This window comes from Sulfurospirillum sp. HTRB-L1, from assembly GCF_059415125.1.
On the sequence record NZ_JCAHZR010000008.1, the window covers coordinates 62,775 to 89,171 of the forward strand.

General features: G+C 46.0%; 32 protein-coding genes and 1 tRNA gene. 24 read left to right on the top strand and 9 right to left on the bottom strand.

Features of this window, described 5'->3' with window-relative positions; genetic code table 11:
• Positions 1-22: 22 nt before the first annotated feature.
• From AC5SLM_RS12210 to AC5SLM_RS12225, 4 genes are all read left to right on the top strand, one after another.
• Complete coding sequence (locus tag AC5SLM_RS12210; protein WP_205459184.1) at positions 23-310, top strand: nucleotidyltransferase family protein; 288 nt, start codon at positions 23-25, stop codon at positions 308-310.
• Complete coding sequence (locus AC5SLM_RS12215) at positions 303-746, top strand: HepT-like ribonuclease domain-containing protein (protein ID WP_495251243.1); 444 nt, start codon at positions 303-305, stop codon at positions 744-746. The genes AC5SLM_RS12210 and AC5SLM_RS12215 overlap by 8 nt, the downstream gene beginning before the upstream one ends.
• A gap of 146 nt (positions 747-892) precedes the next feature.
• The gene (locus AC5SLM_RS12220; protein ID WP_495251242.1) at positions 893-1,135 is read left to right on the top strand and encodes a ComEA family DNA-binding protein; all 243 of its coding nucleotides are present in this window, start codon (positions 893-895) and stop codon (positions 1,133-1,135) included.
• Between the two features lie 350 nt (positions 1,136-1,485).
• Entirely contained in the window at positions 1,486-1,821 is a 336-nt protein-coding gene (locus AC5SLM_RS12225; protein ID WP_495251244.1) for a type II toxin-antitoxin system RelE/ParE family toxin, read from the top strand.
• Between the two features lie 73 nt (positions 1,822-1,894).
• On the opposite strand, the gene AC5SLM_RS12230 is transcribed toward AC5SLM_RS12225, so the two are convergent.
• From AC5SLM_RS12230 to AC5SLM_RS12240, 3 genes are all read right to left on the bottom strand, one after another.
• Positions 1,895-2,137 (bottom strand): DUF2442 domain-containing protein, encoded by a 243-nt coding sequence (locus AC5SLM_RS12230; RefSeq protein WP_495251245.1) that lies wholly within the window; start codon positions 2,135-2,137, stop codon positions 1,895-1,897.
• 96 nt (positions 2,138-2,233) lie between these two features.
• The gene (locus tag AC5SLM_RS12235) at positions 2,234-2,506 is read right to left on the bottom strand and encodes a type II toxin-antitoxin system RelE/ParE family toxin (protein ID WP_495251246.1); all 273 of its coding nucleotides are present in this window, start codon (positions 2,504-2,506) and stop codon (positions 2,234-2,236) included.
• Positions 2,503-2,772: a hypothetical protein gene (locus AC5SLM_RS12240; protein ID WP_495251247.1), complete on the bottom strand. Its 270-nt coding sequence runs from the start codon at positions 2,770-2,772 to the stop codon at positions 2,503-2,505. Before AC5SLM_RS12240 ends, AC5SLM_RS12235 begins: the two co-directional genes overlap by 4 nt.
• 253 nt (positions 2,773-3,025) lie before the next feature.
• Here AC5SLM_RS12240 and AC5SLM_RS12245 point away from each other — a divergent pair, with 253 nt between their 5' ends.
• The 13 genes from AC5SLM_RS12245 (at position 3,026) to AC5SLM_RS12305 (ending at position 14,623) form a co-directional block, all read left to right on the top strand.
• Positions 3,026-4,204, top strand: a complete 1,179-nt coding sequence (locus tag AC5SLM_RS12245; protein WP_495251248.1) for a major outer membrane protein — start codon at positions 3,026-3,028, stop codon at positions 4,202-4,204.
• Between the two features lie 133 nt (positions 4,205-4,337).
• Complete coding sequence (locus AC5SLM_RS12250; protein WP_495251249.1) at positions 4,338-5,462, top strand: porin; 1,125 nt, start codon at positions 4,338-4,340, stop codon at positions 5,460-5,462.
• Positions 5,463-5,688: 226 nt separating this feature from the next.
• A complete protein-coding gene (locus tag AC5SLM_RS12255; RefSeq protein ID WP_495251250.1) occupies positions 5,689-6,240 on the top strand; it encodes a c-type cytochrome in 552 nt (183 codons plus the stop codon).
• Positions 6,241-6,259: 19 nt separating this feature from the next.
• A complete protein-coding gene (hisH, locus tag AC5SLM_RS12260) occupies positions 6,260-6,871 on the top strand; it encodes an imidazole glycerol phosphate synthase subunit HisH (RefSeq protein ID WP_495251251.1) in 612 nt (203 codons plus the stop codon).
• A 42-nt stretch (positions 6,872-6,913) separates the two neighbouring features.
• A complete protein-coding gene (locus AC5SLM_RS12265; protein ID WP_495251252.1) occupies positions 6,914-7,189 on the top strand; it encodes a hypothetical protein in 276 nt (91 codons plus the stop codon).
• Positions 7,189-7,473: a type II toxin-antitoxin system RelE/ParE family toxin gene (locus tag AC5SLM_RS12270; protein ID WP_495251253.1), complete on the top strand. Its 285-nt coding sequence runs from the start codon at positions 7,189-7,191 to the stop codon at positions 7,471-7,473. Before AC5SLM_RS12265 ends, AC5SLM_RS12270 begins: the two co-directional genes overlap by 1 nt.
• A gap of 26 nt (positions 7,474-7,499) precedes the next feature.
• Positions 7,500-8,237, top strand: coding sequence for a 1-(5-phosphoribosyl)-5-[(5-phosphoribosylamino)methylideneamino]imidazole-4-carboxamide isomerase (gene hisA, locus AC5SLM_RS12275; protein ID WP_495251254.1), 738 nt, complete (start codon positions 7,500-7,502; stop codon positions 8,235-8,237).
• A gap of 43 nt (positions 8,238-8,280) precedes the next feature.
• A complete protein-coding gene (locus AC5SLM_RS12280; protein WP_495251255.1) occupies positions 8,281-8,646 on the top strand; it encodes a chemotaxis response regulator CheY in 366 nt (121 codons plus the stop codon).
• Between the two features lie 6 nt (positions 8,647-8,652).
• Positions 8,653-9,480 (top strand): 50S ribosomal protein L11 methyltransferase, encoded by an 828-nt coding sequence (locus tag AC5SLM_RS12285; protein WP_495251256.1) that lies wholly within the window; start codon positions 8,653-8,655, stop codon positions 9,478-9,480.
• A 6-nt stretch (positions 9,481-9,486) separates the two neighbouring features.
• Complete coding sequence (gene ftsH / locus AC5SLM_RS12290) at positions 9,487-11,511, top strand: ATP-dependent zinc metalloprotease FtsH (RefSeq protein ID WP_495251257.1); 2,025 nt, start codon at positions 9,487-9,489, stop codon at positions 11,509-11,511.
• A 2-nt stretch (positions 11,512-11,513) separates the two neighbouring features.
• A complete protein-coding gene (locus AC5SLM_RS12295) occupies positions 11,514-12,158 on the top strand; it encodes a phosphatidylserine decarboxylase (protein ID WP_495251258.1) in 645 nt (214 codons plus the stop codon).
• Complete coding sequence (gene pssA, locus AC5SLM_RS12300) at positions 12,158-12,901, top strand: CDP-diacylglycerol--serine O-phosphatidyltransferase (protein ID WP_495251259.1); 744 nt, start codon at positions 12,158-12,160, stop codon at positions 12,899-12,901. Before AC5SLM_RS12295 ends, pssA begins: the two co-directional genes overlap by 1 nt.
• Positions 12,902-13,066: 165 nt before the next feature.
• Positions 13,067-14,623 (top strand): 2-isopropylmalate synthase, encoded by a 1,557-nt coding sequence (locus AC5SLM_RS12305; protein WP_495251260.1) that lies wholly within the window; start codon positions 13,067-13,069, stop codon positions 14,621-14,623.
• On the opposite strand, the gene AC5SLM_RS12310 is transcribed toward AC5SLM_RS12305, so the two are convergent.
• From AC5SLM_RS12310 to AC5SLM_RS12335, 6 genes are all read right to left on the bottom strand, one after another.
• Positions 14,620-16,959 (bottom strand): tetratricopeptide repeat protein, encoded by a 2,340-nt coding sequence (locus AC5SLM_RS12310; protein WP_495251261.1) that lies wholly within the window; start codon positions 16,957-16,959, stop codon positions 14,620-14,622. The two genes, AC5SLM_RS12305 and AC5SLM_RS12310, sit on opposite strands and share 4 nt — an antisense overlap.
• 1 nt (position 16,960) lies before the next feature.
• Positions 16,961-18,205, bottom strand: a complete 1,245-nt coding sequence (gene serS / locus AC5SLM_RS12315; protein ID WP_495251262.1) for a serine--tRNA ligase — start codon at positions 18,203-18,205, stop codon at positions 16,961-16,963.
• A gap of 9 nt (positions 18,206-18,214) precedes the next feature.
• A complete protein-coding gene (gene trpS / locus AC5SLM_RS12320) occupies positions 18,215-19,180 on the bottom strand; it encodes a tryptophan--tRNA ligase (RefSeq protein ID WP_495251263.1) in 966 nt (321 codons plus the stop codon).
• A 124-nt stretch (positions 19,181-19,304) separates the two neighbouring features.
• Positions 19,305-19,814: a shikimate kinase gene (locus AC5SLM_RS12325; RefSeq protein WP_495251264.1), complete on the bottom strand. Its 510-nt coding sequence runs from the start codon at positions 19,812-19,814 to the stop codon at positions 19,305-19,307.
• On the bottom strand, positions 19,811-21,199 hold the full coding sequence (der, locus tag AC5SLM_RS12330; protein WP_495251265.1) for a ribosome biogenesis GTPase Der: 1,389 nt from the start codon (positions 21,197-21,199) through the stop codon (positions 19,811-19,813). Before der ends, AC5SLM_RS12325 begins: the two co-directional genes overlap by 4 nt.
• A gap of 7 nt (positions 21,200-21,206) precedes the next feature.
• The gene (locus AC5SLM_RS12335) at positions 21,207-22,301 is read right to left on the bottom strand and encodes a mechanosensitive ion channel family protein (RefSeq protein WP_495251266.1); all 1,095 of its coding nucleotides are present in this window, start codon (positions 22,299-22,301) and stop codon (positions 21,207-21,209) included.
• Between the two features lie 227 nt (positions 22,302-22,528).
• On the opposite strand from AC5SLM_RS12335, the gene AC5SLM_RS12340 reads away from it, so the two are divergent.
• From AC5SLM_RS12340 to AC5SLM_RS12370, 7 genes are all read left to right on the top strand, one after another.
• Positions 22,529-23,431 (top strand): DMT family transporter, encoded by a 903-nt coding sequence (locus AC5SLM_RS12340; protein ID WP_495251267.1) that lies wholly within the window; start codon positions 22,529-22,531, stop codon positions 23,429-23,431.
• The gene (kdsA, locus tag AC5SLM_RS12345) at positions 23,428-24,231 is read left to right on the top strand and encodes a 3-deoxy-8-phosphooctulonate synthase (protein WP_495251268.1); all 804 of its coding nucleotides are present in this window, start codon (positions 23,428-23,430) and stop codon (positions 24,229-24,231) included. Before AC5SLM_RS12340 ends, kdsA begins: the two co-directional genes overlap by 4 nt.
• A gap of 37 nt (positions 24,232-24,268) precedes the next feature.
• Positions 24,269-24,733 carry a 6,7-dimethyl-8-ribityllumazine synthase gene (ribH, locus tag AC5SLM_RS12350; protein WP_495251269.1) on the top strand — a complete coding sequence of 155 codons (465 nt, stop codon included), beginning with the start codon at positions 24,269-24,271 and terminating at the stop codon, positions 24,731-24,733.
• 9 nt (positions 24,734-24,742) lie between these two features.
• The gene (gene nusB / locus AC5SLM_RS12355; RefSeq protein ID WP_495251270.1) at positions 24,743-25,141 is read left to right on the top strand and encodes a transcription antitermination factor NusB; all 399 of its coding nucleotides are present in this window, start codon (positions 24,743-24,745) and stop codon (positions 25,139-25,141) included.
• Positions 25,141-25,824, top strand: a complete 684-nt coding sequence (pyrF, locus tag AC5SLM_RS12360; RefSeq protein WP_495251271.1) for an orotidine-5'-phosphate decarboxylase — start codon at positions 25,141-25,143, stop codon at positions 25,822-25,824. Before nusB ends, pyrF begins: the two co-directional genes overlap by 1 nt.
• A gap of 51 nt (positions 25,825-25,875) precedes the next feature.
• Complete coding sequence (locus AC5SLM_RS12365; protein WP_495251272.1) at positions 25,876-26,022, top strand: hypothetical protein; 147 nt, start codon at positions 25,876-25,878, stop codon at positions 26,020-26,022.
• 96 nt (positions 26,023-26,118) lie between these two features.
• Positions 26,119-26,209, top strand: a tRNA-Ser gene (locus AC5SLM_RS12370).
• Positions 26,210-26,397 lie beyond the last annotated feature (188 nt).

A 26,397-nucleotide genomic window follows, 5' to 3' on the forward strand; every position in this document is an offset into this window, starting at 1 on the left:
AATCAAAGCAAAGGAGGCAATTGTGACAAAAGAAGAGATTTTGACTTTTTTGCGAGAACACAAAGATGAATTGCGCCAAAAATATGCTGTCACTAAAATAGGGCTATTTGGTAGTTACGCAAGAGGAACAGCACATCAAAACAGTGATATTGATTTGGCTATCGTTACAACCAAAAAAGACTTTTTTCTTCGCGAGGATTTAAGAGAATATCTTCAAAATTCTTTTAAAACACCCGTTGATGTGGGCTATTTTGATAGTTTTCGAGACTTCTATAAACAAAAAATCGCCAAAGAGATTCTTTATGCATAAAAAAGAAGAGAGAGATTTTGAACTTTTTATTGTCGATACCTTCGTTTCTATTTACAAAGTAAAATCCTACACGGCTGAGTTTAAAAGTGGCCATGACTTGCAACATAGTTCTCTTCACTGGGATGCCACTATGAGAGCCTTTGAAATCATTGGTGAGTCACTTAACTATCTTTTGGAGGATGAAAACTTTGAAAACCTTTCTCCTTCGTATTTTCGAAAAATTGTTAATTTTAGAAACGTCATTGCTCATGGCTACTTTGGTATTGATGCTGAAGAGGTGTGGGACATAATAACGCAAAAACTTGAAGATTTAAACAAAGACCTTCTTCGTGTGGCGAACGCCCAGTTTGACATAAAAGAGGCCTTAGTGTCAACCATTAAAGAATATTCTGCGCGAGATGAAAAAATTACCCGCTACCTTCAAACGTTGCTTTAAATATCCTAAGATTCATAGTTTGCTAGCAAAGTAACCTTGGCGCCACTTTTACAAAAAGCAGTAAAACTGTTTTCCCAAGCGTGTTAAGCAAAACTAACTACTTTTTTATGTTACCATCACCCCCTATCTTACAAAAAGGAGAAATGATGCTGCGAAGTATCATGTTGTTTTTGTTTTTAGCAGTTGCCCTGTGGGCCAAGGTGAATCTCAACACTGCGACTGCGGAAGAGTTAGCTACCCTTAAAGGCATCGGTGACAAAAAAGCCACAGCCATCATCACCTACCGCGAAGCCAACGGCGGGTTTAAAACCATCGAAGAACTCGCCAATGTCAAAGGCATCGGCGAGAAAACCCTAGATTCTTTAAAAGAGTCTATCGAAGTCAAGTAATCCAAAAGGCCCAAACTCTTGGGCCTTATTTTCAAATTTATCTAACAGCATAAAATGCGATACAATACCTCGAAAACAAAGACCCGAGGAAGCAATTATGGGTGCTTTTAAGATTGAAGACACTCTGCGTCGATGGGCATGAATTGCTCTGTGGTATAATTTCAAAACGCGGAGGTGTGATATGGTGGTACGATTACAGATTAACGAAAACAAAGCAAAATTTTTTCTAGAATATTTAGCTTCCTTGAAGGAAGGTATTGTTGAGAAAGTTGACATCCAAAAAGAGCCTCTACCCGAGGTGGTAACTTCTAAAAAAGAAGTTCTCCATAGGATAGCCAAGGCAGAACAAAGTGCTACGTTTTGTTCTGGCGAAGAATTTTGGAGAGACATGGGTGTTTAGTGTTGTTTATGGGGCTCAGTTTGGCGTAGCACTACAACGTATTTGTGCCTACATCTGGGCCGACAAGCCAAGTGCGGCAAGGAATTTTAAAAAAACATTAAAAACTAAACTTGAGTCTCTTGGGCAAAACCCTTACCGTTGCCGAGCATCGCACTTTATTGAAAACGAAAATTACCGCGACCTTACCCACAAGGGCTACATTGTCATCTACAAAGTAGTGCAAGACGAGCGCCTCATCCAAGTTCTTGATATCTTTAAGTGGATTGACAGAGGTGAGGTGACCTAGTGCTTTTAACCAAACAACAACACGTAAAAAGATTTAATACAAACCTCCAAATCCCCCTTTACATGTAAGGCTACTAGCTTGCTCTAAGCTCGTGGTTTAGCTTGTAGGCGATGATTCCCCCAAGTGAGATGTCTTCGTCTATGCTCTCAAAATGCACCCCAATACCTCCGCCAATGAGCCGGTAAGTCAAAAGCTCTTCTTTTGTCGCTTGTTGGATTTTTTTGGTGTAACTGTAGGGGATGGTCAAAATGTCGCCACTTTGAAGATAGACATAAATCTTGTCTCCAAAATCAAGCCTACTGATGAAAGTATGCATTCCAAGCTCCTATAAGTTTTTTTTGACAGCAATCCCCCTCTACATGTAAGGCTTTTGTGCCTTTTGCTCTGTCTTGTGGTTTTGGCGTGGTTGTTTTTATCGTTTTTTCCATTTAAAAATTTCTAAAACATAAACAGTGTTGCTATCTACCTTGTAGATGACCGTGTAACCTTTAAAGATAAAGTCCCTGTAGCATTCTTCTGTAAAGTAGTGAGATTTTCTATACATGTAAGGCGATTCTAGCAGTGTAAGAAGCTGACGGTCTAGTTGTGAGAAGAAGTCCAAAGCCGCACTGGGCTTGTCTTGGGCGATGAACTCTAAAATGCTTTTAAGGGAAGCGATAAAATGCGCTTTCCTGATAAGTTTCAAGGTTTTATCTTGAGTTGATGGTGTAAAAAATGCTTCATTTCTTTTTGGTAGCATTGCTCATCCACGTCAACACTTTGCTCTGAGGCGAGTACCCTTTGTCGCACTTCGTGAACACTAGAAGCAAGGTGGTTTTTAGGTATTGGACGCGCCACACATTCTTTCTTGTCTTCTTGTTTAATTTTTACAGCTTTTTTGGGCAACATCTCCAAGAGTGAAACGATTTTATCAAAATAATCATCGCTAATATGAAGTGTCAATGTTTTCATTTTAATCCTCGCAAAAAATCTACTGGTGGTCTATTTGTGATTATAGCAAAACACCCTCAAGAAAAAAACACTATAGCCTTACCCTCCCAAAACACCCCTCTACATGTAAGGCTTTTTGGTGCCTTTTACTCTTTGAGGGTAAACAAACGGTAACAAATTTGTAGTTTTTTGTTTTTTTAAGCTTAAAATAAGCAAAATGAGAGGGTTTTGTAGTATAATTTTCCCCGTAACACAAATTTTCTAAGGAGTTTACATGAAATTAGCAAAACTTAGCCTTGCTGCTATCGTTGCTGTTGGTGCGATGACGACATTTGCATCTGCTACCCCACTTGAAGAAGCCATTAAGGGTGTTGACCTTAAAGGTTCTATGCGATACCGAGTAGACATTAATGACCCTGAGAGTAAAACTAGTGCTTCATCTGACAACCACCGTTTTTCAGGTGCATTTACGTTTACAATTCCTGTAGCGGAAAGTGTTAAGAGTATCTTAACACTTGGTTATGACACTTTGGGTGATGAAAGAAATGCAAGAGCCGATGGCACCGACGAAGAAAACTTCGCTGTAACTCAAGCATATTTCCAGTACGCTAATACAGATTATGTAGTTAACGCTGGTAAGATGATGATTTCTTCACCTTGGACCTATGACAGCTTATATGACGGTCAACGTGGAAATGGTGTGCTTGGTATGTATAAAGGTGTAGAAGGTTGGACATTTGCTGGTGCTGCATTCTTCAACACAGACAATGGCAAAGCAACCGCTGGTCTTTTGGGTGATGAAGAAAACCTTTACGCAGCTGCAGCAATTGGCTCTGTAGGTCCAGTTAATGCACAAGTTTGGGTAGGCAAGCTTGACCATGTGTTTAAACACTCTGTATTTGCAGAACTCTCTACAAAATTTGCTGGCTTTAGCTTGAAAGTGCAAGCTAACCAACTTAAGCTAGAAGATGATAATATTAATACTGCCGTTGCGACCAGTGCCGTGACTAATAAGTATATAACAGGAAATGATGACTCAGGTCTTTTCTGGGCAGCACAAGCGGGCTATGCAATCGATGCATTTAACGTTGGTGCAGGTTATATGAAAACCGACAAAGACATGGGTATCTACGCACTTGCTGCAGACCACAAGATGATTCGTGCTGGTAAACAAATTTATGGAAAAACTGTAAACAAAGCTGACACAGAGACATACTTCGTAACTGCAGGCTACAAAGTTAACGACATTGCTTTTGGTGCTGGTTATGTTAAATCTGAGCAAGACAAAGACGTTGCAGGGACAACGAGTGACTTTGAGTGGGACGAGTGGTATGTGGATGCTGCTTACAAATACTCTAAAAACTTTACTGTTGCAGGTTATTACTCTGCACTCGAAATGGATGATAAAAAAGGTAACGACCGTATCCGTATCGAAGCAGTTTATAGCTTCTAGTGTTTTTTGGATGAGTCATTTTGACTCATCCGCCCTTCTCTCTTTCTTTACTGCTTAGTTTTTCATCATTTTTTTTTCAACCGTTTTTCCTTTTATGGTACAATTAACTCTACTTTTTTCTAAAGGAGTTCTTATGAAACTTGCTAAACTTAGCCTTGCTGCTATTGTTGCTGCAGGCGCGATGACAACATTCGCTTCTGCAGCCCCACTCGAAGAAGCCATCAAAGGTGTTGACCTAACAGGCCTTATGAGATACCGTGTTGATATGCACGATTATGACAGTAGTTCGGGTACAGATAGTCACCGATTTTCAGGTGTTTTTACCTTTACGGCCCCTATTGCTGAAAATGTAAAAAGTGTTTTAACACTAAGATACAATACTCCTAGTGATGCGAGAGATGCGAGCTCCTTGGGAACTAATGAAGAAAACCTCGCCGTATCGCAGGCGTATTTTCAGTACGCAGTAGCCAACTACAGTGTGCAAGCAGGTAAAATGCAACTTGCAACACCATGGACAGAAAACGCATGGGATGGCGACTTTGGTAATGGTGTAATGGCATTTTATACAGGCGTAGATGGTTGGACTTTCGCAGGTGGTGCATTTTTAAACACCACGCTTGAAGACCGTCTTGGTAGTGTTGTTGGTGATATTGGCGAGGAGAATATCTATGCAGCTGCCGCTATTGGCTCCATGGGACCAGTGAATGCTCAATTTTGGGTATCAAAAATGGAGAATATCTTTGATTATTCTGCATTTGTAGAACTTTCTGCTGAATTTGCTGGATTTAGCTTGAAGGGACAAGTAAATCAATTGAAATTAGCTGACGAAACCAAAACTCTTTTTGCAGATGACAAAGGTGTTTTTTGGGCTGTTGAGGCGGGCTATGAGATTGAAGGCTTTAGCGTAGGTGGAGGTTACATTAGAAATGACAAAGACCAACCTGTTCACACCCTTAGCGCAGATGGCCAACATATCATTGCAGGTCAAAACCTCTATGGCGACACCACAAACTTGGCTGATGCTAAAACCTATTTTGCTAAAGCAGGTTATGCATTTGGTGACTACTCTGTGGGTGCCGGCTACTCTAAAGCAAAAACAGGTAGCGACGATTATGGCCGTGAAATCTACGTAGAAGCAGGGTACGACTATTCTAAAAACTTTAGTTTCTATAGTTTTTATTCTGACGTGGACTACGATTCTGCGGTAGCCAATGAAGATTACAAACAAATCCGCTTCCAAGCGACTTACAAGTTCTAGTTTTCCAAACCCGAGGAGTCTCTCCTCGGGTTTTTTGGATGTAGTTTTGCTTATCTTGCAAAAAGCCTCTTTCGTTAAAATACCACCAAAGCCAATATACAAAAAACAAATGGGACCCGAGGTTATTTTTTATCTCTCCATTTTCTCCCCCCGTTTATATTGATAACTTCTTTAGTTTAGCCATGCTATAATCATCCCCTTTTGACTTTACATGTAAGGATGTTTAATGAAACGAGTGTTGCTCTCATGTGTTCTTGTGGCTTCAATGATGGTGGCGGAGGAAACCTATGTGTTTACCGCGAAGGGGGAGTTTGCTAAGGAGCTTAAAGCGCTCATGGAAAAACATGCCCAAGAGGGGCAGGTTGAGATTCAAGAAGTTCCTCTTGAATACACCACGGGTGGCGGTGGGGTGCTGGACGCTATTCTTTCGCCACGGACACAGGTGGGCAATGTTGCTGCGGGAAAAGCACTCTATGACCGTACCTGCTTTCGCTGTCATGGTGTAGAGGCGGAACGCAGTAGCTACAACAACGCTAGAGTGCTTCGCACCCTTTCTAAAGAAGAACTTATAAATCAGATGGAAGAATATCGCAGAGATTCTTCGTATGGCGGAAGCACATCAATCATTATGCATCAAGCCTCAGTGACACTTACCTCGCAAGAAGTTCGCTCCTTGGCAGAATATATTAGTAGTTTAGATGGCGCACCAGACCAAGCAGTTTCTAGTGGCCCAAAAGCTGAGCCTGCTACGCCCATACAAGGAACTTACCTAAAGTAATCCAAATAAAAGAGGGACGATGATAGGCATTATAGATTACAATATGGGCAACCTCCAAAGTGTGATGAATGCCTTTGAAAAACTGGGTGTCAAAGCAGAGCTTGTGCGTGACCCTGCCTGTGTGAAAGCGTACGACAAGGTGATTTTGCCAGGTGTTGGGGCCTTTAAGGAGGCTATGGAGCACCTCGAACACAAGGGCATGGATGAAGCTGTAAGGGCGTTTGCCGCTTCGGGAAAGCCCTTGCTTGGCATTTGCCTTGGGATGCAACTTTTGTTTGAGAACAGCACAGAATTTGGTGAAACAAAAGGGCTTGGACTCATCCCCGGAAACGTTGAAAAGTTTAATCCCGCCCGTTTTCCTTCTGCCTTAAAAGTACCTCACATGGGGTGGAATGCCTTACATGTAAAGGGTGACTGTGCCCTTTTTAAGGGACTTGAAGAGCGTATGTATTTGTATTTCGTTCACAGCTTTCATGCCGTATGTGAGCCCCAATATGTGGTGGGCGTTACCCGCTACGGGTATGATTTTCCCAGTGCTGTGCAAAAGGAAAACGTCTTTGGCTTCCAACCTCACCCTGAAAAGTCTCACGAAAACGGATTAAAAATCTTGAAAAATTTTGTGGAGTTGTGATGTTCAGTGCTAAAATTTATTCCACGAAATAAGGAGCAAAGCATGCTTTTAGCTGTCAAAGTTCACAATAAAACCGTAGCGCAAAAAATTTTGTGGCTATTGGAACGCTTTAAGGAAGATGGAGTGGAGGTTGTGGAGATTGACAAAAAAGAAGAAACCCTTGATGCGGGGACGCTTCGGTATATGAAAACTGAGCAGTTTCAGAAAGATAAAGACAGACTTCACAAGACTCTTAAAGCCATTGAGAGTGGCAAAACGAAATGTTTGTCCCACAAAGAGGTGTGGAGTGAGATAGAGAAGCAAACAGGGGCTCGGTAGTGCAAATTATTTATGATATTGCTTTTAAAGAGCAATTCATGGATATTTGGACTTTTATCTCCGAGGATAGCCCTAACAGAGCAAATAACTTTAAAGAAGAAATAAAGGGAAAAATAGAAAATTTATCTTTTATGCCCTTGAAATACAGACAGTCTGTTTACTTTAGTCATACCTTTGTGCGAGATTTGGTTTACAAGGGCTATGTGGTTCCTTATAAAATAGACAATGAAAATCATATCATCACTGTTCTTGGTATTTATAAATATAAAAGCAGTATAAAATAAATTTTGAAAAATTTTGTGGAGTTGTGATGGAGATTTTACCAGCGATTGATTTAAAAGACGGGCAAGCGGTGCGTTTAACGAAGGGCTTAATGGAGAGCGCAAAGATTTACTCAAATGCACCTTGGGAGCTAGCCCATGCTTTTGAGGAGATGGGCTCAGCATGGCTGCATTTGGTGGACTTAAATGGTGCTTTTGCAGGCGAACCTAGGAACCTAGAGCAAATCAAGCAGATTCGTAAAAATTGTGCTCTCAAGCTTGAACTTGGTGGTGGTATTCGAGACTTAGACACGGTAAAACGCTATGTGGACTTGGGAATTGAGCGTGTTATTTTAGGCTCTATTGCATTGAAAAATCCTGCTTTTGTTGAAAAAGCTTGCGGTGTTGCGCGCGTTGCTGTGGGGATTGATGCCATCGATGGCTTTGTTGCCGTGGAAGGTTGGGCGGAAAAATCAACCATGAAGGCCACAGACTTGGCCCGTCGTTTTGCGGATGTGGGTGTGGAAGCCATCATCTGTACTGATGTGGGCAGAGATGGAACACTTAGCGGTGTCAACGTGCCCTTTACGCTAGAAATTGCCAAAGCAAGTGGGGTAGATACTATCGCTAGTGGCGGCGTAAAAGACATGGACGACATCATGGCACTCCTAGCGACGCAAGCGGTGGCGGGGGTGATTGTCGGAAAGGCGTTTTACGAAGGAACACTCGACCTTCGCGAGGCGTTTGAGTACGTTAGGGCGCAAAACCCTAAAGTAACTTCAAAGTAAATTAGGCTAAAATGGGTCAAACTTTTACATGTAAGGATGATACGTGAAACTGCTTGTAGTCGACGATAGCTCAACCATGAGACGCATTATCAAAAATACCTTGGGACGACTTGGGCATAAAGAGATTTTAGAAGCCGAGCACGGTGTTGAAGCATGGCAGATTCTTTCTCAAAATCCAGACATTGATGTGCTTATCACCGATTGGAATATGCCTGAAATGAATGGCCTAGAGCTTGTCCAAAAAGTGCGTGCCGATGCTAAATATGTCGATATGCCCATCATTATGGTGACCACCGAAGGTGGAAAAACTGAAGTCATTACAGCGTTAAAAGCTGGAGTGAATAACTATATCGTTAAGCCTTTTACGCCTCAGGTTCTTAAAGAGAAACTTGAAGACGTTTTGAACTGAGTTTTGATGCAACCAACCTACACTGAACTTCGTATTACCCCCTCTTGTGCTCATGAACTTTTTTCCGATTTGGTGTTTTCGCTTGGGCAAGAGGCTGTGGAGATTGAGGGCGAAACGCTGATTGTCCGCAGTGAGGATTCGCTAGATATGGTGCGCTTTGGCGTGGAAGCTTTTGCGCAAAAACTGGGTGAATCTTTAGGGCAAGAAGTGCATGTGCACTTTGAGGCATGTGAAAAAAACAATGAAGACTGGATTGCGCAATACCGCGCCTCGATTCAACCCGTGGAAGCAGGCGGGGTGTATGTGCATCCTAGTTGGGACCCTCCTAAAGAAGGGTTTTTGAATGTATGTATCGACCCAGCTTTAGCCTTTGGTTCGGGCCACCACCAAAGCACCTTTGGATGCTTGCAAGCGTTGCAAAAGTATTTACCCAAAGACGCTACACTCCTCGACGTTGGATGCGGGAGTGGGATACTGGGTATTACGGCAGTAAAACTTGGCGCCAAGGTAGATGTGTGTGACACAGATGACCTTGCTGTGCAAAGTGCTCTGACAAACGCTGCACTCAACGCTATCACCTACCACCGCCATTGGGTGGGTTCTGTGGGTGAGGCAGGGGCGCGCTATGATGTGGTGGTTGCCAATATCATTGCCGATGTGCTCATCATGCTTTCCCGCGAACTTATAAACGCACTAAAACCCCAAGGCGTCTTGGTGCTTTCGGGTATTTTAGAAAAATACGCCAAGCGTGTAGAAGCACGTTTTAGCGAACTCGAACTCGCAGAAACCCTCACGCAAGATGAGTGGTGTACAATGATTTTTAACAAAAGGTAACATACGATGGATCAACGACGAAACGACAACAAGAAGCCTGATAAAAACAACAATTTTTTTAATCAAAATCCACTCATAGTCTTTGCTATTTTCTCAATAGTTATTATTATGCTTTTTAAAAACCTCATGGGCCCTTCGCAAGATGCGAGTTTTGGGGGCACAAGCCAGTCAACTTCGGTGACAAAAAATATCAATTACTATGAATTTAAAGAACTTATTAAGGCCGGACAACTCACCTATGTAGCCCTTGGGCAAACTACCATTCGCGGGTTTACCCAAGAAGGTGTGGGAAAAACCGTGTATGTGGCCAAAAAAGTAGGGGAAGATGCGACGCTCATCCCGCTTTTGGATGAAAAGCAGATTCCCTATGGCGGCTACAGCGAGACCAATTGGTTTACAGATATTTTGTTTTCGTGGGTTTTACCTATTTTTATCTTTTTTGGTATTTGGATGTTTTTGGCAAGCCGTATGCAAAAAAATATGGGTGGGGGCATCTTGGGAATGGGCAGCAGTAAAAAACTGGTCAATTCTGAAAAACCCAAAGTGAAATTTTCGGACGTTGCAGGGGTTGAAGAAGCCAAGGAAGAAGTTATGGAGATCGTGGATTTTTTAAAATTCCCCGACCGCTATATGAAACTTGGTGCCAAGATTCCTAAGGGTGTTTTGCTAGTAGGCCCTCCAGGAACGGGTAAAACCTTGCTTGCAAAAGCAGTAGCAGGGGAGGCAGATGTGCCGTTTTTCTCTGTTTCGGGTTCAAGTTTTATTGAAATGTTTGTGGGCGTGGGCGCAAGCCGTGTGCGCGATTTGTTTGAAAACGCTAAAAAAGAAGCACCTGCTATCGTCTTTATCGATGAAATCGACGCTATCGGCAAGAGCCGTGCGGCCAATGGTATGATGGGTGGAAACGATGAGCGTGAACAAACTCTCAACCAACTCTTAGCTGAGATGGATGGCTTTAGTTCAGACTCTTCGCCAGTTATCGTTCTTGCGGCCACTAACCGCCCTGAAGTCTTGGACGCCGCGCTCTTGCGCCCAGGCCGCTTTGACCGTCAAGTGTTGGTGGATAAGCCTGATTACAAAGGGCGTGTGGACATTTTAAAGGTGCACGTTGAGGGCATTAAATTGTCTCGCGATGTGGATTTGGAAGAGATTGGAAAGCTCACCGCAGGACTTGCAGGGGCGGATTTGGCTAATATCATCAACGAAGCGGCCTTGTTGGCGGGACGTAACAGCAAGTCTTACGTAGAGCAACGCGACTTGATTGAGGCAGTGGAGCGTGCTATTGCAGGTCTTGAGAAAAAGAGCCGTCGTATTAACCCTAAAGAAAAACGCATCGTAGCGTACCATGAGAGTGGCCATGCGCTTATCGCAGAAACCACCAAGGGCGCGAGACGGGTTTCTAAAGTGTCGATTATTCCGCGGGGTCTTGCTGCCCTTGGTTACACACTTAACACCCCTGAGGAAAACAAGTTTTTGATGCAACGCCACGAATTGTTGGCTGAAGTAGATGTGCTTCTGGGCGGGCGTGCTGCTGAGGAAGTGTTTATCGAGGAAATCTCCACAGGTGCTGGCAATGACCTTGAGCGCGCAACTGACATTATCAAGTCCATGGTAAGTGTGTATGGGATGAGTGATGTGGCGGGTTTGATGGTCTTGGAAAAACAACGCACCACTTTTTTAGGTGGGGGTTATGGTGGAAAAGATTACAGTGACAAGATGGCCGAAGATGTGGATGGCTATATTAAAAAACTTTTAGCGGAGCGCTATGAAATAGTACTCTCAACCTTGCGGGACTACAAAGGGGCCATCGAAAATATCGTCGAAGCCTTGTTTGAAGAGGAAAACATTGAGGGGTTGCGTGTACGAAAAATCATTGAAGCATACGAGAAAGAGCAAGGTGTTGAAACCAGATTGCAACCCTTGCACCACCATGATGATGATTTGAAAACGGCCAAAGAGTCAAAGAAACAAGATGTGCCTGCACCCAAGGAAGAAGCAGGGGAGACCCCCGTGCCCTCCAAAGATGAGTAGCCATGAGTAAAACACCAACTACGACACAAATTGTTGCTAAAGAGGGATGGAAGAGCATTGGAATCGCCTTTGCTCTTTTCGTTCTTTCTTTGGTTTTTGGCGTGATTCCTTGGGTGTTTTTAACCCTCTTTGTGGCACTGGTTTTGCTCCACAGAAACCCTGAGCGGATTCCTGAAGAAGAGGACAGGCTAGTGATTATTGCGCCTGCAGATGGAATGGTGCGCTCAATTGAAAAAGGAAAAACCCCTGCGGGTGAGGCGTGCTTGAGGATTGTGATTGAAAATTCCCTTTTGGATGTGGGCGTTTTAAGGGCTCCTTGCGCCTTAGAAATCAATCACGCACATCCGCGTCACGGACTTTTTTTACCTCAGCCTTCCCCTAAAGCACCGCTTTTAAACGAACAAATTCTTCTTACATGTAAAAGGGAAAATGAGGCAGTATATATGCGTGTTTTAGCAGGCGTCTTTACACAAACTCTAAGGCTTTTTACAGACAAGCCGCAGGTTAAACTTGGCGAGCGTTTGGGGTATATTCATGAGGGTTCGGTTGAGCTTTTGCTTCCCTTGCACGTGCGCATTCGTGTAACCCTTGGACAATCCCTTAGGGCGGGTGAGACAGTGTTGGGTTATTTTAAAAGTGAGCAATAATGGGCCCTACTAAAGACGGAAAACTTCAACTTATCTACCTCATTCCCAATCTTTTTACTGCTGCAAGTGCTTTTTTGGGTGTTATTGGCGTGCTGGCTTCCGTGCGTGGACAGTACGAAACTGCGGCAATTTACATTCTCTTGTCTTTGGTTTTTGATGGGCTTGATGGGCGCATTGCGCGGTTGACAAAAACCACAAGCAAGTTTGGCGCAGAGTTTGATAGCTTGGCCGACATCGTTGCCTTTGGGGTGGCCCCCGCGATGTTGTTTTACTTTAGTATCGGGCACCAATTTGGACGCTTGGGTGCCTTGGTAAGTGCTTTGTTCGTGGTCTTTGGGGCCATTCGTCTTGCGCGCTTTAACGTGATGAGTTCAGACAGTGAGCCTTCCGTGTTCATCGGGGTTCCTATCCCTACTGCGGCAGTTGTTTCTGCTATGTGGGTGCTCATGTACGAGAAATACCCCTTTATGCAAGGGCTTGAATGGACCGTGCTTATGGGCCATGGCGTGCTTGCCTTTTTAATGGTCAGCAATGTGCGTTACCCAAGTTTTAAAAAACTGGATTTTAAAAAAGCACACCGTATGAAAGTGTTTGTGTACCTAACGGTGACCTTTTCTTTGGTCTATTTGTACCCCATTGACAGCGCAACTTTTTTTGTGACCCTCTATTTGCTTTATGGGGTGGCGCGGGAGAGTTATGTTTTTTTCGTTGCAAAATGGAAAAAAAATAAGTATAATACCTAAATTTTCACAAAGGAGACGCCATGAACAGTGTTGATATCGGCATTATGAAAGCCATTAAACACCTTCCAAAAATCGAAATCAAAAACGCTCTCCTGCTCCTCTAGTCCTCCTTTTTCCTCTCATTTTTTTGTTTACATGTAACTTTAACACCATTAAGGATAACCTATGACACCCGATATTATTACTATTTTTGATACTACGTTGCGCGATGGGGAGCAAAGCCCCGGTGCGTCCATGAATACCGAAGAAAAGATTCAAATCGCTTTACAGCTTCAAAAATTAGGTGTGGATGTGATTGAGGCGGGTTTTGCTGCGGCAAGCCCTGGAGACTTTGAGGCCATCCAACGCATTGCTTCTCAGGTCGAACGCTCTCGCATTTGCTCCCTTGCAAGGGCCATTGAGCGGGATATTAAAGCAGCAGGCGAAGCCATTGCCCCTGCGCCGTTGAAGCGCATCCACACGTTTATTGCCACCAGTTCCATTCACATGGAGTACAAGCTAAAAATGAGCCCAGCCGAGGTGATTAAACGCGCGACGGAAGCGGTGGCTTATGCAAAAACCTTTTGCGATGACATTGAGTTTAGCTGCGAAGATGCAGGCAGAAGCGATGTAGGCTTTATGAAAGAAGTGCTTGATGCGGTGATGAATGCCGGAGCAACGACCCTTAATATTCCCGATACAGTGGGGTACCGTTTGCCACATGAAATGGGTGCGATTATTAAAGAGTTGTACGCGTTTGTGGGTAAGCGTGCGGTGCTCTCAGCCCATTGCCACAATGATCTAGGCTTGGCAGTAGCGAACTCTCTTGCGTGTGTTGAGTTTGGGGCGCGACAGATTGAGTGTACTATCAATGGCCTTGGAGAGCGCGCGGGGAATGCTGCACTAGAAGAGATTGTCATGGCGATTCGTACCCGTCAAGATGTGTTTGCTCCTTTGACCACAAACATCAACATTAAAGAAATTTACCCAACAAGCCGTTTGGTGGCGTCTATTACGGGCATTGAGCCTCAACCCAATAAGGCAATTGTGGGTAAAAATGCCTTTGCGCATGAGAGTGGCATCCACCAAGATGGTGTGCTAAAACATCAAGAAACCTATGAAATCATTAACGCTAAAGACATTGGACTTGAGAAAAACTCCATTGTGATGGGAAAACACTCGGGCCGCCACGCCTTTAAAGACAGGCTAGCAACCCTTGGCTATACCTTGGATGATACAGAACTTAATGAAGCGTTTGTTTTGTTTAAGGCGCTAGCAGACCAGAAGAAAGAGGTTTTTGACGATGATATTCGCGCTTTAGTGGCAGAAGAGATCACAAAAATCCCTGAGATTTTTGAGTTGGTTACCTTGCAGCTTTCTGATTGCAACCCTGGGGGCGTGCCTAACGCTGCAGTGACCATTCGCCATGCAGGCAAAGAGACCACAGACGCTGCTATTGGCAATGGGACAATGGATGCAGTGTTTAAGGTCATTGACCGTGTGTGTGGCGTGAACGGCGAGTTGATGGATTATAAGGTGGACGCGGTCACCCAAGGCAAAGACGCGTTGGCGCGTGTTGTGGTAAAAGTGGCCTTTGACGACCAAAAACCTGCTGTTATGGGCCATGGTTTGAGTGTAGACACCATGTGGGCTACGGCAAAAGCGTACATTGGGGCACTCAATAGCTACATGTCACTCCGCGAGGGATTGCGCATGAGGGGCTTGGAGAAAAAAGGTATTTAGTTTTCGATTTTGAAACTAAAATAATTGGACACAAAGCCGCTATTTCCAATGGCGCCAAATTGGATAGCGGCTCCTTCAAAATTTTTAACCTCTTGGTACAAAAGCCCAAGGGCGTAGCGGCTTTCAATGTTGGCCGGGTCTATGCGCTTGGAGAGTTCAAGCAAAGCGATGGCATTGGCAGTCTGCCCTGCACCAACGGAAGCGACGGCCCCTAGGAAAATAGTGCGACTGTCTTGACGTTTAAAATCATCAATCAACTGATTGTAAAAGGTGTATGCTTCTTGAAAATGGTGCGTGTAAATGCTCAAATATGCCACCGTATTAACGATACCTTCAACATCCTTGGTCTCTTTTCCCATGCGTGCCAATAAAGCGGCACGCTCATGGTGGAGCAATCCCCCAATTTGCAACAGTTTGACATATTGCTCTTTCACTACCTTTGGCCCATAATAAAAAGCATCCATGTTGACATTAAGCTTACGAAACTCAATTTGAATAGCTCTAGCATAGGCTTTGATTTCGTTGTCGCCAAATTTAGCATGAAAAGCGAGGATGTTGGAGACAAGGTCTTGGGGCAAGGTAGCACGCAAGTGTTCCGTTTTTGCAAGATAAGCATTGGAATTGTTGGTGAGCCTAGAGATAATCACATCAAAAGCCAAGTGAAAGGGAGAGTTTTCTTTGTCTTCTTCCATCCATCTGGCCATGGAAAGTTGGTTGTTTTCTACCAAATGGATGAGCGTCATGAAAAGGTTGATTTCCGAAAGGGTGGTGTCGCTTTCGAGGGTTTCTTTGATATCTCTTGCAAGGAGCGTTGTGTCACGGCCGATTAAATCAGCGCTCATAAGGGCAAAAGCCCCCGAGAGGTAGTTGCGTGGATTGAGGCGGTAGCTAGTGGTAAAGTGGCGGTTAGCAAGGGAATAATTTCCCAGTTGCGCATAGGTCAGGCCAAGGTTGTAGTGCAAAATAGCATGTTGCGGGTAGGTGTCAATCATGGCAAGTAGTAGTTGGTTGGCTTTGTAGACTTGGTGATCAAGGGCAAGGTTGAGGGCTTGGGTCATGGCGGCATTGACCCGTGAAATGGTAGAGCCAGCTTGCAAATAGTCCAAAGCGTCTCCTACGGCATTGGCCTCGATATTAAGGCTTCCTTTACGGATGTAGTCGATGGTTTGTTGGGCATTAAAGATTTTATAGGGTGCGAAATAAAACAACAAATCGTAGCGTTTTTCTTTGTTAAAAAAGTTGCCTTCTTTAAAGTCTTTTTGCGCTTGGTTGATGTCAAAAAGGGAAGATTTGAGGGTTGTTTGGATGGGGTAAGTTTCTGTGGCCAGGTCGGGAAATCTCTCTAGGGTTTGGCGCAATAAAGTGGCTGTGTTTTGCAAGTTGCCCAGTTTTGATTCCACAAGAGCAAGGGCGACGGATGCACGGCGTTGCTCGACCCCAAGCTCCATGGCTTGCGTCAACTGTGCTCTAGCAATCTCATACTCTCCGATGCGGGCGTTTAAAAGTCCCAGCGTGAGCGCGTTGTACTGGTTTGGGTGCGCCAAGAGAGCGTCAATAGCATAATGGTTTGCTTCTAAAAAACTCAGGATTTTAGAAGCAAGATAGCGTTGCCGCTCCTTGTAGTGTTCGCCTGTTGGGTGAGAAAAGGCTGAAAGCGCTTCATAGTACAGATTTTTGTAGTAATGCACGAGGCCTACATAATAAGAATAAAGAGGCGAGTTGCTCTCTTCAGGAAGGTAAGTTTGTGCTAGCTCCAAATAATACTCAAATAAGGGTTGGTTGCCAAGCTCAAGGGCGCAAACAGCCGCATTTATAGCGCTAATAGAGCGGTTTTCATGGTTGAGAATCGCTTTTTTAAAAGACTCTAGCGCGGCTTCAAAGTCTTCTTCGCGCATCTGTGCGACACCGATGTTGTAGTGGGAGAGCGCTTCATTGAAGATGGCGATTTCTTCGTAAAGTTTGAGGGCTTCGGTCTTGTTTCCTTGGTCGTAAAGCATGTTTGCTTTTTTGAGCATGGTTTCTAGGCGGGAAGGGCCAAAGGGCTGTTCGGGTGTTTTGCGTTGCAAGTCTTTGGCTAATTGGGAAGGGTCGATACTGCTAGGTTCAACCTCTTTGGCACCACGGAAGATAAGAAGAAAAAGAATAACGATAAGCAGGAGCAATACCCCTCCACCTACACTAAGCCAGAGCATTTTAGGAGGAATTTTTTTGGATACCTTTATGGTGCTTTGGGCGGCATCCTCTCCTGTGGTTTCGAGTTGAAAATCAAGGGAGTCGATAGCGTGTATCTCATCTGTGCTATCGTCTTCTAAGATTACAATTTCTTCTTCAGCCATCTTACATGTACACCTTTAAGACTTCAGGGATGGTGATGGTGCCGTCTTCGTTTTGGTAGTTTTCCATAATGGCGATAAGGGTGCGTCCTACGGCGAGTGATGAGCCATTAAGGGTGTGCACAAAGGTGTTTTTCTTGCCCTCTTTAAAGCGGATTTTGGCACGTCTGGCTTGAAAATCGTGGGTGTTGGAGATGGAGCTGATTTCGCGGTAGCGGTTTTGGCCAGGAAACCATACTTCCAAATCGATGGTTTTGGCTGCACTAAAGCCCAAATCTCCACCGCAAAGAAGCACGTGACGGTGCGCAAGACCCAATGAGGTGAGCAAGTCCGAAGCGCACGCGACCATCTGGTCAAACATGGCCTCGCTCTGGCTAGGATGGGTTAGGGCCACCAATTCCACTTTGTCAAACTGGTGTTGGCGAATCATCCCTCTCGTGTCCCGCCCCGCGCTTCCTGCTTCTTTGCGAAAGCATGCTGTGGCGGCGGTGTAGCACAAAGGCAAGGCTTCGGCAGGGAGAATTTCATCGTAGTAAAGGTTGGTTACAGGGACTTCGGCGGTGGGGATGAGGAATAAATCCTCTCCTTCAATCTTGAACAAATCTTCTTCAAACTTGGGCAATTGTCCCGTGCCTGTGAGGGTAGGGCGGTTGACGATGTAGGGAACGGCAACTTCTTCAAAGCCCCGTGCGCGGTTGAAGTCTAACATGTAGTTAATGAGGGCGCGAGAAAGCCTTGCCCCTTGGCCTTTGAGGACCGAAAAACGGCTTTTGGAGAGTTTGACGCCTCTTGCAAAGTCAATCCACGCTTGGTTGGCATCAATCTCCCAGTGCTCTTTGGGGGTAAAGGCAAAAACAGGAGGTGTGAGTACGGTTTTAAGCACCACGTTTTCTTCTTCGTCCTTGCCCTCAGGCACGCTAGGGTCTGGCATGTTGGGGATGCCAAGGGCCAGGGCTTCAAGCTCTTCTTCGAGGGTTTTGACACGCTCTAGGAGTGAAGCGATAGCTATTTTGTTTTGGCTAAGTTCTGCTTTGAGTGCTTCGACATCGCCACCCGTTTTGGCCGCCACGCCCACGGCTTTGCTTTTGGCGTTTTGCTCTGCTTGAAGGGGTTCGAGTTGTTGGCGTGCCTCTTTAAGGGAAAGAGAGAGGGTGCGTAAGCGTTCAAGCAAGGACGCGTCTACATGTTTTTTTTCTAGCGCGTTTTGAACGCTCTCAATGTCATTTTGCAATAATTTAAGGTCCAACATCAGGTTATCCTATCGGTAAATGCCAACCGCAGCGCGGATGGTTTCTATGGTTTTTTGGGCGATTTGGCGTGCTTTTTGTGCCCCTTGGTCTAAGATTTCAAACACCTCTTCAGGGTGGGCTTGGTAGTAAGCGCGCCGCTCGCGGTGGGGGGCAAAGTAGTCCCAAATGAGCTCTTTGAGGTACATCTTAAAGTGCCCGTGCCCTTCGCCGCCTCGTTGGTAGCGGGCGATGAGGGCTTCTTGGCCCGCTTCGTCTAAAAAGAGTTTGGCTAGCGCAAACACGTTACATGTAAAGGGGTCTTTGGGCTCTTCTAGGGGCGTGGAGTCAGTGATGATAGCGGAACAGCGTTTTTTGAGCTCTTTTTCGGTGGAAAAAATGTCGATGGTGTTGCCGTAGCTTTTGCTCATCTTGGTGCCATCAAGGCCTGGTACCGTGGCAACGTTTTCGTCTACTTTAAACTCAGGTAAGGTGAAGATTTCGCCGTGGTCGTTGTTGAATTTAACAGCGATGTCACGGGTGATTTCCACGTGTTGAATCTGGTCTTTTCCCACAGGAATGCACTGGGCGTGGTAGAGCAAAATATCCGCAGCCATGAGCACAGGATAGGAAAAAAGGGAATGGTTTGCTCCAATGCCTTTGGCGACTTTGTCCTTGTAACTGTGGGCGCGCTCAAGGAGTCCCATGGGCGTGTAGCCTGAGAGTATCCAGTAAAGTTCCAAGACTTCTTTGACGTCTGATTGAACCCAAAGGGTTGTTTTGGCGGGGTCGATGCCCAAGGAGAGAAGGGTGATGGCTGCGTCAAAGGTGTTGTCCTTAAGGGCTTTAGGGTCTTTGAGGGACGTGAGGGCGTGGTAGTTGGGGATGAATAAAAATAGCTCGTCCCTCTCTTGTAAATCCACCATCTGTTTAATCGCGCCAAAATAATTACCAATGTGAAGCGCGCCAGAGGGTTGAATGCCAGTTAGTGTGCGCATTGAACATCCTAGTTGTGTTGTAAAATGGGAAGATTATAGCCAAAGAAAGAAGAAGGTTGGATTAAACGGGAGGTTGGCCACCCACTGGCTAGGCAAATGGGTGATGCGTTGGCGCGGTGCCCTCTTAGCGTTTGAGCTTTTTTTCCAATTCTTTGACGATTTGCGTGACGCTTTTTCCTTCTACATGTAAGACAATATCTGCTTTTTTTTCATACAAAGGTGCGCGTTTATCAAACAAGGCTTTTGCCTTTTCTTTGTCGGTAAACAGCGGACGTTTGGCTAGTTTTTGTTCCGCGTTGGGGTGGTTGAGTAGGCGCTCTAAAATACCTTCAAAGCTCGACTTCAAATAGACCACCGTGCCAATTTTTTTGAGGGACTCACACATGAAAAATCCGCCACCTGTGGAGACGAGTGTCTCTTTGACGTGCTTGCTTAGCCACAGGGCGATTTCTTGTTCTTTGGCGCGAAAATACGCTTCCCCATCGCTTGCAAAAATCTCTTTAATACTGCGGTTTTCCATGCTCTCAATCAAATCATCGGTGTCAACACCAACACAGTGGGTGTGGGCGCAAAAAGCGCGGGCAATGGTCCCTTTGCCTACACCCATGAAGCCAATGAGGACGATATTTTTCATGCGTCTTCGTCTTTTTCGCCGCGGTTGCGCGGGATGAGGATGATGGGTGAGCCTTCTAAGTCAAAGCTTTCGCGTAGGCGATTCGTGAGGTAGCGTTTGTAGCTAAAGTGCATGGCGCGTGGGCGGTTCATGACAAGGGCGATGCGTGGCGGGCAAATGTTAAACTGGGTGGCAAAATAAATCTTGACCAACTTGCCTTTGTCGCTTGGAAGGTGGTGGCGGATGCTGGCTTCCTTGACAAGTTCGTTAAGCTTGGATGTGGGAATGCGCCTAGAATAGTTCTCGTACACGCGCAAAATGAGGTCGTGAATCTTGGGCACGCGTTTTTTGGAAAGGGCGGAAACGGTGATGATGGGCGCGTAGGCGAGAAACTTGAAACGGTCACGCACGGCTTCGGTGCTGCCTTTGAAATCCGCATGGGCGATGTCCCACTTGTTAAGGACGATGATGCAGCCAAGTTCGTATTTTTCCACCAAGTTAGCGATGCGCTCATCCAGTTCAGTAAAGGGTTGGCTCGCATCAAGTACCAAAAGTGCAATATCGGTGCGCTCTAAAACCGCTTCGGTGCGCTTAAGGGCGTAATGTTCGATTCCTTCGATGCGTCCTCGTTGGCGTAAACCCGCAGTATCAACGAAGTTGAAGACTGTGTCGTTGTATATGATGCTCTCATCCACGGGGTCAATGGTGGTGCCCGCAACATCACTTACCACGGCGCGCTGTTCGCCCACAAGGGCATTGAGTAAGGAGCTTTTGCCCACGTTGACACGCCCAATGATGCCGATGTTTAAGGCAGGGTCTTCTTCAATAAGCTCTTCTTGGAGGGCTTGGTCTTCCTCGTCTTCTTCGTATGCCTCAAACATGTCGTCTTCATTTTCTTCGTCTTCTTGTACTTCTTCAAGGGGCGGCAAAAACTCTAAAAGCCATTTTTTCAACGTGCTTGTGCCACGGTTGTGGGAGACAGACATGGGGATGAGCACTTCGGCGCCAAAGGTGCCAAACTCCCATGCGCGTTCTTTGTCGGCGTCATTGTCGGCTTTGTTGACCACAAGGGCGATGGGTTTTCCCAGTTTGGCGAGGGAGTAAAAGAGTTTTCGGTCTTCTTCGTCTGGGTAGCATTTGCCATCGACGAGGTAGAGGATGATGTCGGCTTTTTTGGCTGCACTGAGGGACATGGTTTTGACTGCTTCAAAGAGCGTGCTGCTCTCATCTAGCCCCCCTGTGTCAGTAAGGAGGCACTCGCGTCCTTCAATGAGGACACGCTTGGTGCGCACATCGCGCGTGGTGCCGCTGAGGTCTGAGGTGATGGCAATGCGTTCTTTGGCAAGACGGTTAAAAAGAGAGCTTTTGCCAACGTTGGGTTTGCCTAAAAGTGCGATATTTAACATGCGTGGTTTAACCTTTTTGGGTGATGAGTTCGCTGGGAATGGATTCGATATGCAAAGATTGTGTCGGAAAGGCAAAGGAGGCGCCGTTGCGCTCAATAATGCGCATAAGCTCTAAATTGACCTGTTCTCTGACTTTCAAATACTCTGCCCAGACGGTGGTTTTGGTGAAAAAGTAGCAAAAGATATTGAGGCTACTTGCGCCAAATTCATCAAAATAAATCATAATCGTGTCTTGATGAATCGTGTCGTTAGAGGCAAGGTAGGCGCGAATGTCGCCAAGGATTGCCTCCATTTGTGCGGTAGTGGTGCTGTAAGTGACACCTAGGGACATGCGAATGCGGCGCTTGCCCATGCGTGTCCAGTTGGTGATGGCGGTGTTGGCCACGATGGCGTTAGGGACAGTGATGAGGGCTTGGGCGAAGGTGCGCACCTTGGTGGAGCGAATGCCAATATCTTCTACCACCCCTTCGACATCACTGGTTTGAATCCAATCTCCCACACGAAAAGGCCGGTCGGTAAAGAGCACCAACGAGCCAAAAAGATTGGCAACGGTGTCGCGCGCTGCTAGCGCGATGGCTAGGCCTCCAAGTCCCAAGGAAGCAACAAAAGCGCTGACATTGACACCCCAAATTTGCAAGATACTCATGACACCAAAGGCGATGATGATGACGCGCAAGGTTTTGATGATGAAGTTTTCAATGTCATTGCTCAGTGTTTTGCCAAAGCGGGTGGAAAATGCGCTAAAAATAGTGCTAAACTCGTTGACAAGTCGGTACAGCACCCAAAACAAGATAAAGGTGGCAAGGGAGCTGATGAGGTGGGTAAAAAACCCATCGAGGGCTTCGAGTTTTAAGCTTTGCTTGGCAAAGTAGGCACCCAAGAGGAGAAAGATAAAGCGCAAAGGTTCTTCCAAGGCGATTACGAGTTTCTCATCAAGGGAGGTTTTTGTCTTTTCTGTAAAGGATTTCAGGGTGGCTAGTACTGTTTTGGTAAAGACCGTACGCAATAGCAGAAAAAAAGAAAAAACGGCAATCGCAATGGCAATATCTTGAAGCCGAATATCTAATAGCGTGGCATCAAGTAGTTCTTGAAATTGTTCCATGAGGGTCCTCTGTTGGATAATACCGTGGTTTTTAAGTGAAGGTAATGGGATTTTAACACAAGGTAGATTAAAATAGCGTAATTCAATCATGTGGCGTTAGGGAAATACTCTTTTTGCGTCATTTAAAGGTCCGCGTGTGTGTATTCAAACCCCTTGTCCTGTTTTGGGCAAAGCGTTACATGTAAAAAACTGCAAATGTGTTGGGTGGAGAGGTTTAGGTTGTTTTAATGCTGCGTAAGCGTATGGCGATGCCTGTTCTTAATGAAGGGGTGCGGCTGATGGTGTTGGCCGCCTTTTTCTTTGCCCTCATGGGGGCGTGTGCTAAGATGCTCAGCGGGCTCATGCCTTCTGTGGAGGTAGTTTTTTTCCGCAACCTCATCGGGGTGGTGCTCATTGGCCTAAGCGTGTGGAAAAACCCCATGAACAACCGTGGTGGGCGATTTTGGCTACTTGTTTTTCGCGGCACCATCGGCTTTTTGGCCTTGCTCGCCTTTTTTTACAACATTGCCCACATTTCGTTGGCCAAGGCGATGATTTTTTCTTACACCTCTCCCATTTTTACCGCCTTGTTGGCCGCGTGGTTTTTGAAAGAATCCATCGGGTCTAGGGGGTGGATGGCGATTGGTCTTGGGTTTGTGGGGATTGTCTTTGTGATACAACCTGACGGATTTACCCTTGAAAAAACCGATATATTGGGCATTTTTAGCGGTCTTGGGGCGGGGTTGGCGTACACAAGTGTGCGCGAATTAAAACGCTACTACGATACGCGGGCCATTGTGTTGTCGTTTATGAGTATTGGTACCCTAGGGCCGTTGGTGCTCATGGCCATTAGCGAGGTTGTGGAGGTGGGCGCTTTTGATTTTGCCCTTGGGGTTTTTGTGATGCCCCATGGCATGGCATGGGTTTACATTGCGGGGATGGGAGGGTTTGCCACGCTAGCGCAAACCCTTCTGACCCGAGCGTATGGGGGAACACGGGCTGGGATTGTGGCAGCGGCAAGTTATAGCAGTATTTTCTTTTCGGTCTTTTTGGGGGTTTTGCTGGGGGATGTTTTCCCGAATCTTTTAGGCATGTTTGGTATAATACTCGTCATTTTTGGCGGAATTTTAGTAGCAAAGGAAAAGGCATGATACTCATTGCGGGGCCATGCGTCATCGAGAGCAAGGATTTACTTCTTCGCGTAGCCGAAGGGTTGGTGAAATACCACGAAAATCCTGCCATAGAGTTTTATTTTAAATCCAGTTTTGATAAAGCCAATCGCACAAGCCTTGAGAGTTTTCGCGGACCTGGGATAGACGAAGGGTTGAAGTTATTAGAAGAAGTGCGCGCTGCCTTTGGGTTTAAGCTCTTAACAGACATCCATGATTTCACCCAAGCTAGTCCTGCGGGCGAAGTGGTAGATGTGCTTCAGATTCCTGCGTTTTTGTGCCGCCAGACAGATTTATTGGTCGCTGCGGCCAAAACATCCTGCGTGGTCAACATCAAAAAAGGGCAGTTTCTTAACCCCGCAGACATGCGCTATTCGGTCAAAAAAGTCCTTGAAACAAGGGGCGTCAACGGCGAAGGGTACGACGTTGCCAAAGAACACGGGGTGTGGTTGACCGAACGGGGCAGTACCTTTGGGTATGGCAACCTCGTGGTGGACATGCGCGCCCTTGGCATCATGCGCGCTTTTGCGCCCGTGGTGTTTGACGCGACCCATTCGGTGCAAATGCCCGGTTCCGTAGGGGGAAGTAGCGGTGGAAAACGGGAGTTTGTCGCACCCCTCGCGCGTGCCGCTGCGGCTACGGGCGTGGATGGGTTTTTCTTTGAAACCCACATCAACCCGTGCGAGGCCCTGTGTGATGGGCCAAACATGCTTGATTTAGAGCAGCTAGATGCGGTGCTTGAGAGTATTTACGCGATTGAAAAGGCACTGCATTTTTCGTAACTCTATGCTAAAAAACACTTACATGTAAAGGAACACAATGACAATTCTTGAAGGAAATCTCTCGCTAAAAGGCGATGAAAAAGTTGCGATTATTAATGCACGGTTTAACCATATCATTACTGACCGTTTGGTTGAGGGTGCGCGCGATGCGTTTTTGCGCCATGGCGGCAAAGAGGAAAACCTAAGCTTGGTGCTTGTACCTGGGGCATTTGAGATTCCTATGGCGCTTGAGCGGGCGTTGGCCAGTGGGAAGTTTGACGCGGTATGCTGCGTAGGCGCTGTGATTCGTGGCGCGACACCACATTTTGATTATGTGTCGGCCGAGGCGACTAAGGGTGTGGCAAACGTCGCGCTAAAACATGGAAAACCCGTCACCTTTGGTGTGTTGACGGTGGATAACATTGAACAAGCCATCGAGCGCGCGGGAAGCAAAGCGGGCAACAAAGGTTTTGAAGCAATGACAGGTATCGTTGAACTTCTTAGCCTTTACCGCCAGTTTTAGGGATAAGGGATGGCAACAAGACACCAAGTGCGTGAAAGCGTTGTAGGCTTGCTCTACGCGCATGATATTGGCAATGAGGGCATCGATAAATTTATCAACGAACTTTTTGATGAAAAGAAAATCCGCAACCAACAACGCGCTTTTGCGTTAGGGTTATACGAGGGCGTGCAGGCCAACAAAGAAGCCATCGACAAGGCGGTCAACGAACACTTAAAAGAGTGGGAGCTTGAAAAGCTTGGCACCATCGAGCGGGCTATTTTGCGCCTTGGGACGTACGAGCTTTTGTTCACGGAGGTGGACAGTGCGGTGGCGATTAATGAGGCGATTGAGTTGGCTAAAGAGATGGGCAATGACACGTCGCCCAAGTTTATCAACGGCGTGCTAGACGCCCTTAAAAAAGGCGTGTGATGCAGTTGTGTGTCGCCCTTGATTTGCCAAGTGCCGCGCAAAACTTGGCCCTTGTGCGTTCTTTGCAGGGGCTGGATGTGTGGATGAAGGTGGGGTTGAGGGCGTTTATTCGCGATGGCAAACCGTTTTTAGAAGAGATTCGTGCCATCGACTCTGGGTTTAAGATTTTTTTGGATTTGAAACTTCATGACATTCCCAATACCATGGCCGACGCGGCTGAAGCGGTGGTGGAGATGGGCGTGGAGATGTTCAACGTGCATGCGAGCGCGGGTAAAGAAGCCATGCAAAGGGTGATGGCGCGTGTGAGCGGCTTGCCAAATCCTCCTCTTGTGCTTGCTGTTACGGCGTTGACAAGCTTTGATGAGGCGGGTTTTGGCGCGGTGTATGGCGCAACTATCGAGGCAAAAGCCACCCAGTTTGCCAAAGACGCCTTTGAGAGCGGGCTGCATGGCGTGGTGTGTTCGGTGTATGAGAGCCAAAAGATTAAGGCCTTTACATGTAAGGAATTTTTGACGCTTACCCCCGGTATTCGCCCTTTTGGAGAAGAAGCGGGGGATCAAAAGCGGGTGGCAACGGTTGAGGTAGCCAGAAGAGAAGGGTCAGATTTCATCGTTGTGGGACGACCAATTTACCACGCTAGCGACCCTCGTGGCGTGGTGGAGAAGATTTTAGAGCGCTTTTAGGGTGGAATTGTTTTTGCTTCTTTGAGGCATTCCATCACAGAAGGAGCTTCCATGCAGTGTTTAGTACGCAAGGCTGAACTTATCGCGATGCTAAAAGCGAAAATCGAAGAGGTCAAGGCCGAAGACAAACGTGCGGCGCGAAAACTCGAAAACCTTTTAAAGCGTGCCATTTCTTCCCCAGAAATCGCCGTTCTTTAGGGTTTTAGCCTTACATGTAACCCTTTACATGTAAGGCTATTTTCTTTTAAGGGTAGTATTAGTAAGAGGTGTGTATAATTCCCATCTACTTTTTACGGACAGATGGGTGAGTTGGCTGAAACCACACCCCTGCTAAGGGTGCGTCGGGGAAACCTGACCGAGGGTTCGAATCCCTCTCTGTCCGCCAGAACTTCACCAAAACCCCATAAATAAGCACTTTCAAGCAAATTACAACCCCATTAACTATAAGTGTCCAACATTTTGTCCAACAACTGTCCAACATTCTAAATATCTTTACAAGAGAAATAATATCTATTATTTTTCAAAGCGAATCAATGGAAAACCTTTTAAAATATCCCTAAAAAGTGGTAATCT

Excerpts from the sequence above, each read along its gene's own strand:
- AC5SLM_RS12215 (WP_495251243.1), top strand. The coding sequence starts at position 303 with ATGCATAAAAAAGAAGAGAGAGATTTTGAACTTTTTATTGTCGATACC.
- AC5SLM_RS12220 (WP_495251242.1), top strand. The coding sequence starts at position 893 with ATGCTGCGAAGTATCATGTTGTTTTTGTTTTTAGCAGTTGCCCTGTGG.
- AC5SLM_RS12230 (WP_495251245.1), bottom strand. The coding sequence starts at position 2,137 with ATGCATACTTTCATCAGTAGGCTTGATTTTGGAGACAAGATTTATGTC.
- AC5SLM_RS12240 (WP_495251247.1), bottom strand. The coding sequence starts at position 2,772 with ATGAAAACATTGACACTTCATATTAGCGATGATTATTTTGATAAAATC.
- AC5SLM_RS12245 (WP_495251248.1), top strand. The coding sequence starts at position 3,026 with ATGAAATTAGCAAAACTTAGCCTTGCTGCTATCGTTGCTGTTGGTGCG.
- AC5SLM_RS12250 (WP_495251249.1), top strand. The coding sequence starts at position 4,338 with ATGAAACTTGCTAAACTTAGCCTTGCTGCTATTGTTGCTGCAGGCGCG.
- AC5SLM_RS12255 (WP_495251250.1), top strand. The coding sequence starts at position 5,689 with ATGAAACGAGTGTTGCTCTCATGTGTTCTTGTGGCTTCAATGATGGTG.
- hisH (WP_495251251.1), top strand. The coding sequence starts at position 6,260 with ATGATAGGCATTATAGATTACAATATGGGCAACCTCCAAAGTGTGATG.
- AC5SLM_RS12265 (WP_495251252.1), top strand. The coding sequence starts at position 6,914 with ATGCTTTTAGCTGTCAAAGTTCACAATAAAACCGTAGCGCAAAAAATT.
- hisA (WP_495251254.1), top strand. The coding sequence starts at position 7,500 with ATGGAGATTTTACCAGCGATTGATTTAAAAGACGGGCAAGCGGTGCGT.
- AC5SLM_RS12285 (WP_495251256.1), top strand. The coding sequence starts at position 8,653 with ATGCAACCAACCTACACTGAACTTCGTATTACCCCCTCTTGTGCTCAT.
- ftsH (WP_495251257.1), top strand. The coding sequence starts at position 9,487 with ATGGATCAACGACGAAACGACAACAAGAAGCCTGATAAAAACAACAAT.
- AC5SLM_RS12295 (WP_495251258.1), top strand. The coding sequence starts at position 11,514 with ATGAGTAAAACACCAACTACGACACAAATTGTTGCTAAAGAGGGATGG.
- pssA (WP_495251259.1), top strand. The coding sequence starts at position 12,158 with ATGGGCCCTACTAAAGACGGAAAACTTCAACTTATCTACCTCATTCCC.
- AC5SLM_RS12305 (WP_495251260.1), top strand. The coding sequence starts at position 13,067 with ATGACACCCGATATTATTACTATTTTTGATACTACGTTGCGCGATGGG.
- AC5SLM_RS12310 (WP_495251261.1), bottom strand. The coding sequence starts at position 16,959 with ATGGCTGAAGAAGAAATTGTAATCTTAGAAGACGATAGCACAGATGAG.
- serS (WP_495251262.1), bottom strand. The coding sequence starts at position 18,205 with ATGTTGGACCTTAAATTATTGCAAAATGACATTGAGAGCGTTCAAAAC.
- trpS (WP_495251263.1), bottom strand. The coding sequence starts at position 19,180 with ATGCGCACACTAACTGGCATTCAACCCTCTGGCGCGCTTCACATTGGT.
- AC5SLM_RS12325 (WP_495251264.1), bottom strand. The coding sequence starts at position 19,814 with ATGAAAAATATCGTCCTCATTGGCTTCATGGGTGTAGGCAAAGGGACC.
- der (WP_495251265.1), bottom strand. The coding sequence starts at position 21,199 with ATGTTAAATATCGCACTTTTAGGCAAACCCAACGTTGGCAAAAGCTCT.
- AC5SLM_RS12335 (WP_495251266.1), bottom strand. The coding sequence starts at position 22,301 with ATGGAACAATTTCAAGAACTACTTGATGCCACGCTATTAGATATTCGG.
- AC5SLM_RS12340 (WP_495251267.1), top strand. The coding sequence starts at position 22,529 with ATGCTGCGTAAGCGTATGGCGATGCCTGTTCTTAATGAAGGGGTGCGG.
- kdsA (WP_495251268.1), top strand. The coding sequence starts at position 23,428 with ATGATACTCATTGCGGGGCCATGCGTCATCGAGAGCAAGGATTTACTT.
- ribH (WP_495251269.1), top strand. The coding sequence starts at position 24,269 with ATGACAATTCTTGAAGGAAATCTCTCGCTAAAAGGCGATGAAAAAGTT.
- nusB (WP_495251270.1), top strand. The coding sequence starts at position 24,743 with ATGGCAACAAGACACCAAGTGCGTGAAAGCGTTGTAGGCTTGCTCTAC.
- pyrF (WP_495251271.1), top strand. The coding sequence starts at position 25,141 with ATGCAGTTGTGTGTCGCCCTTGATTTGCCAAGTGCCGCGCAAAACTTG.
- AC5SLM_RS12365 (WP_495251272.1), top strand. The coding sequence starts at position 25,876 with ATGCAGTGTTTAGTACGCAAGGCTGAACTTATCGCGATGCTAAAAGCG.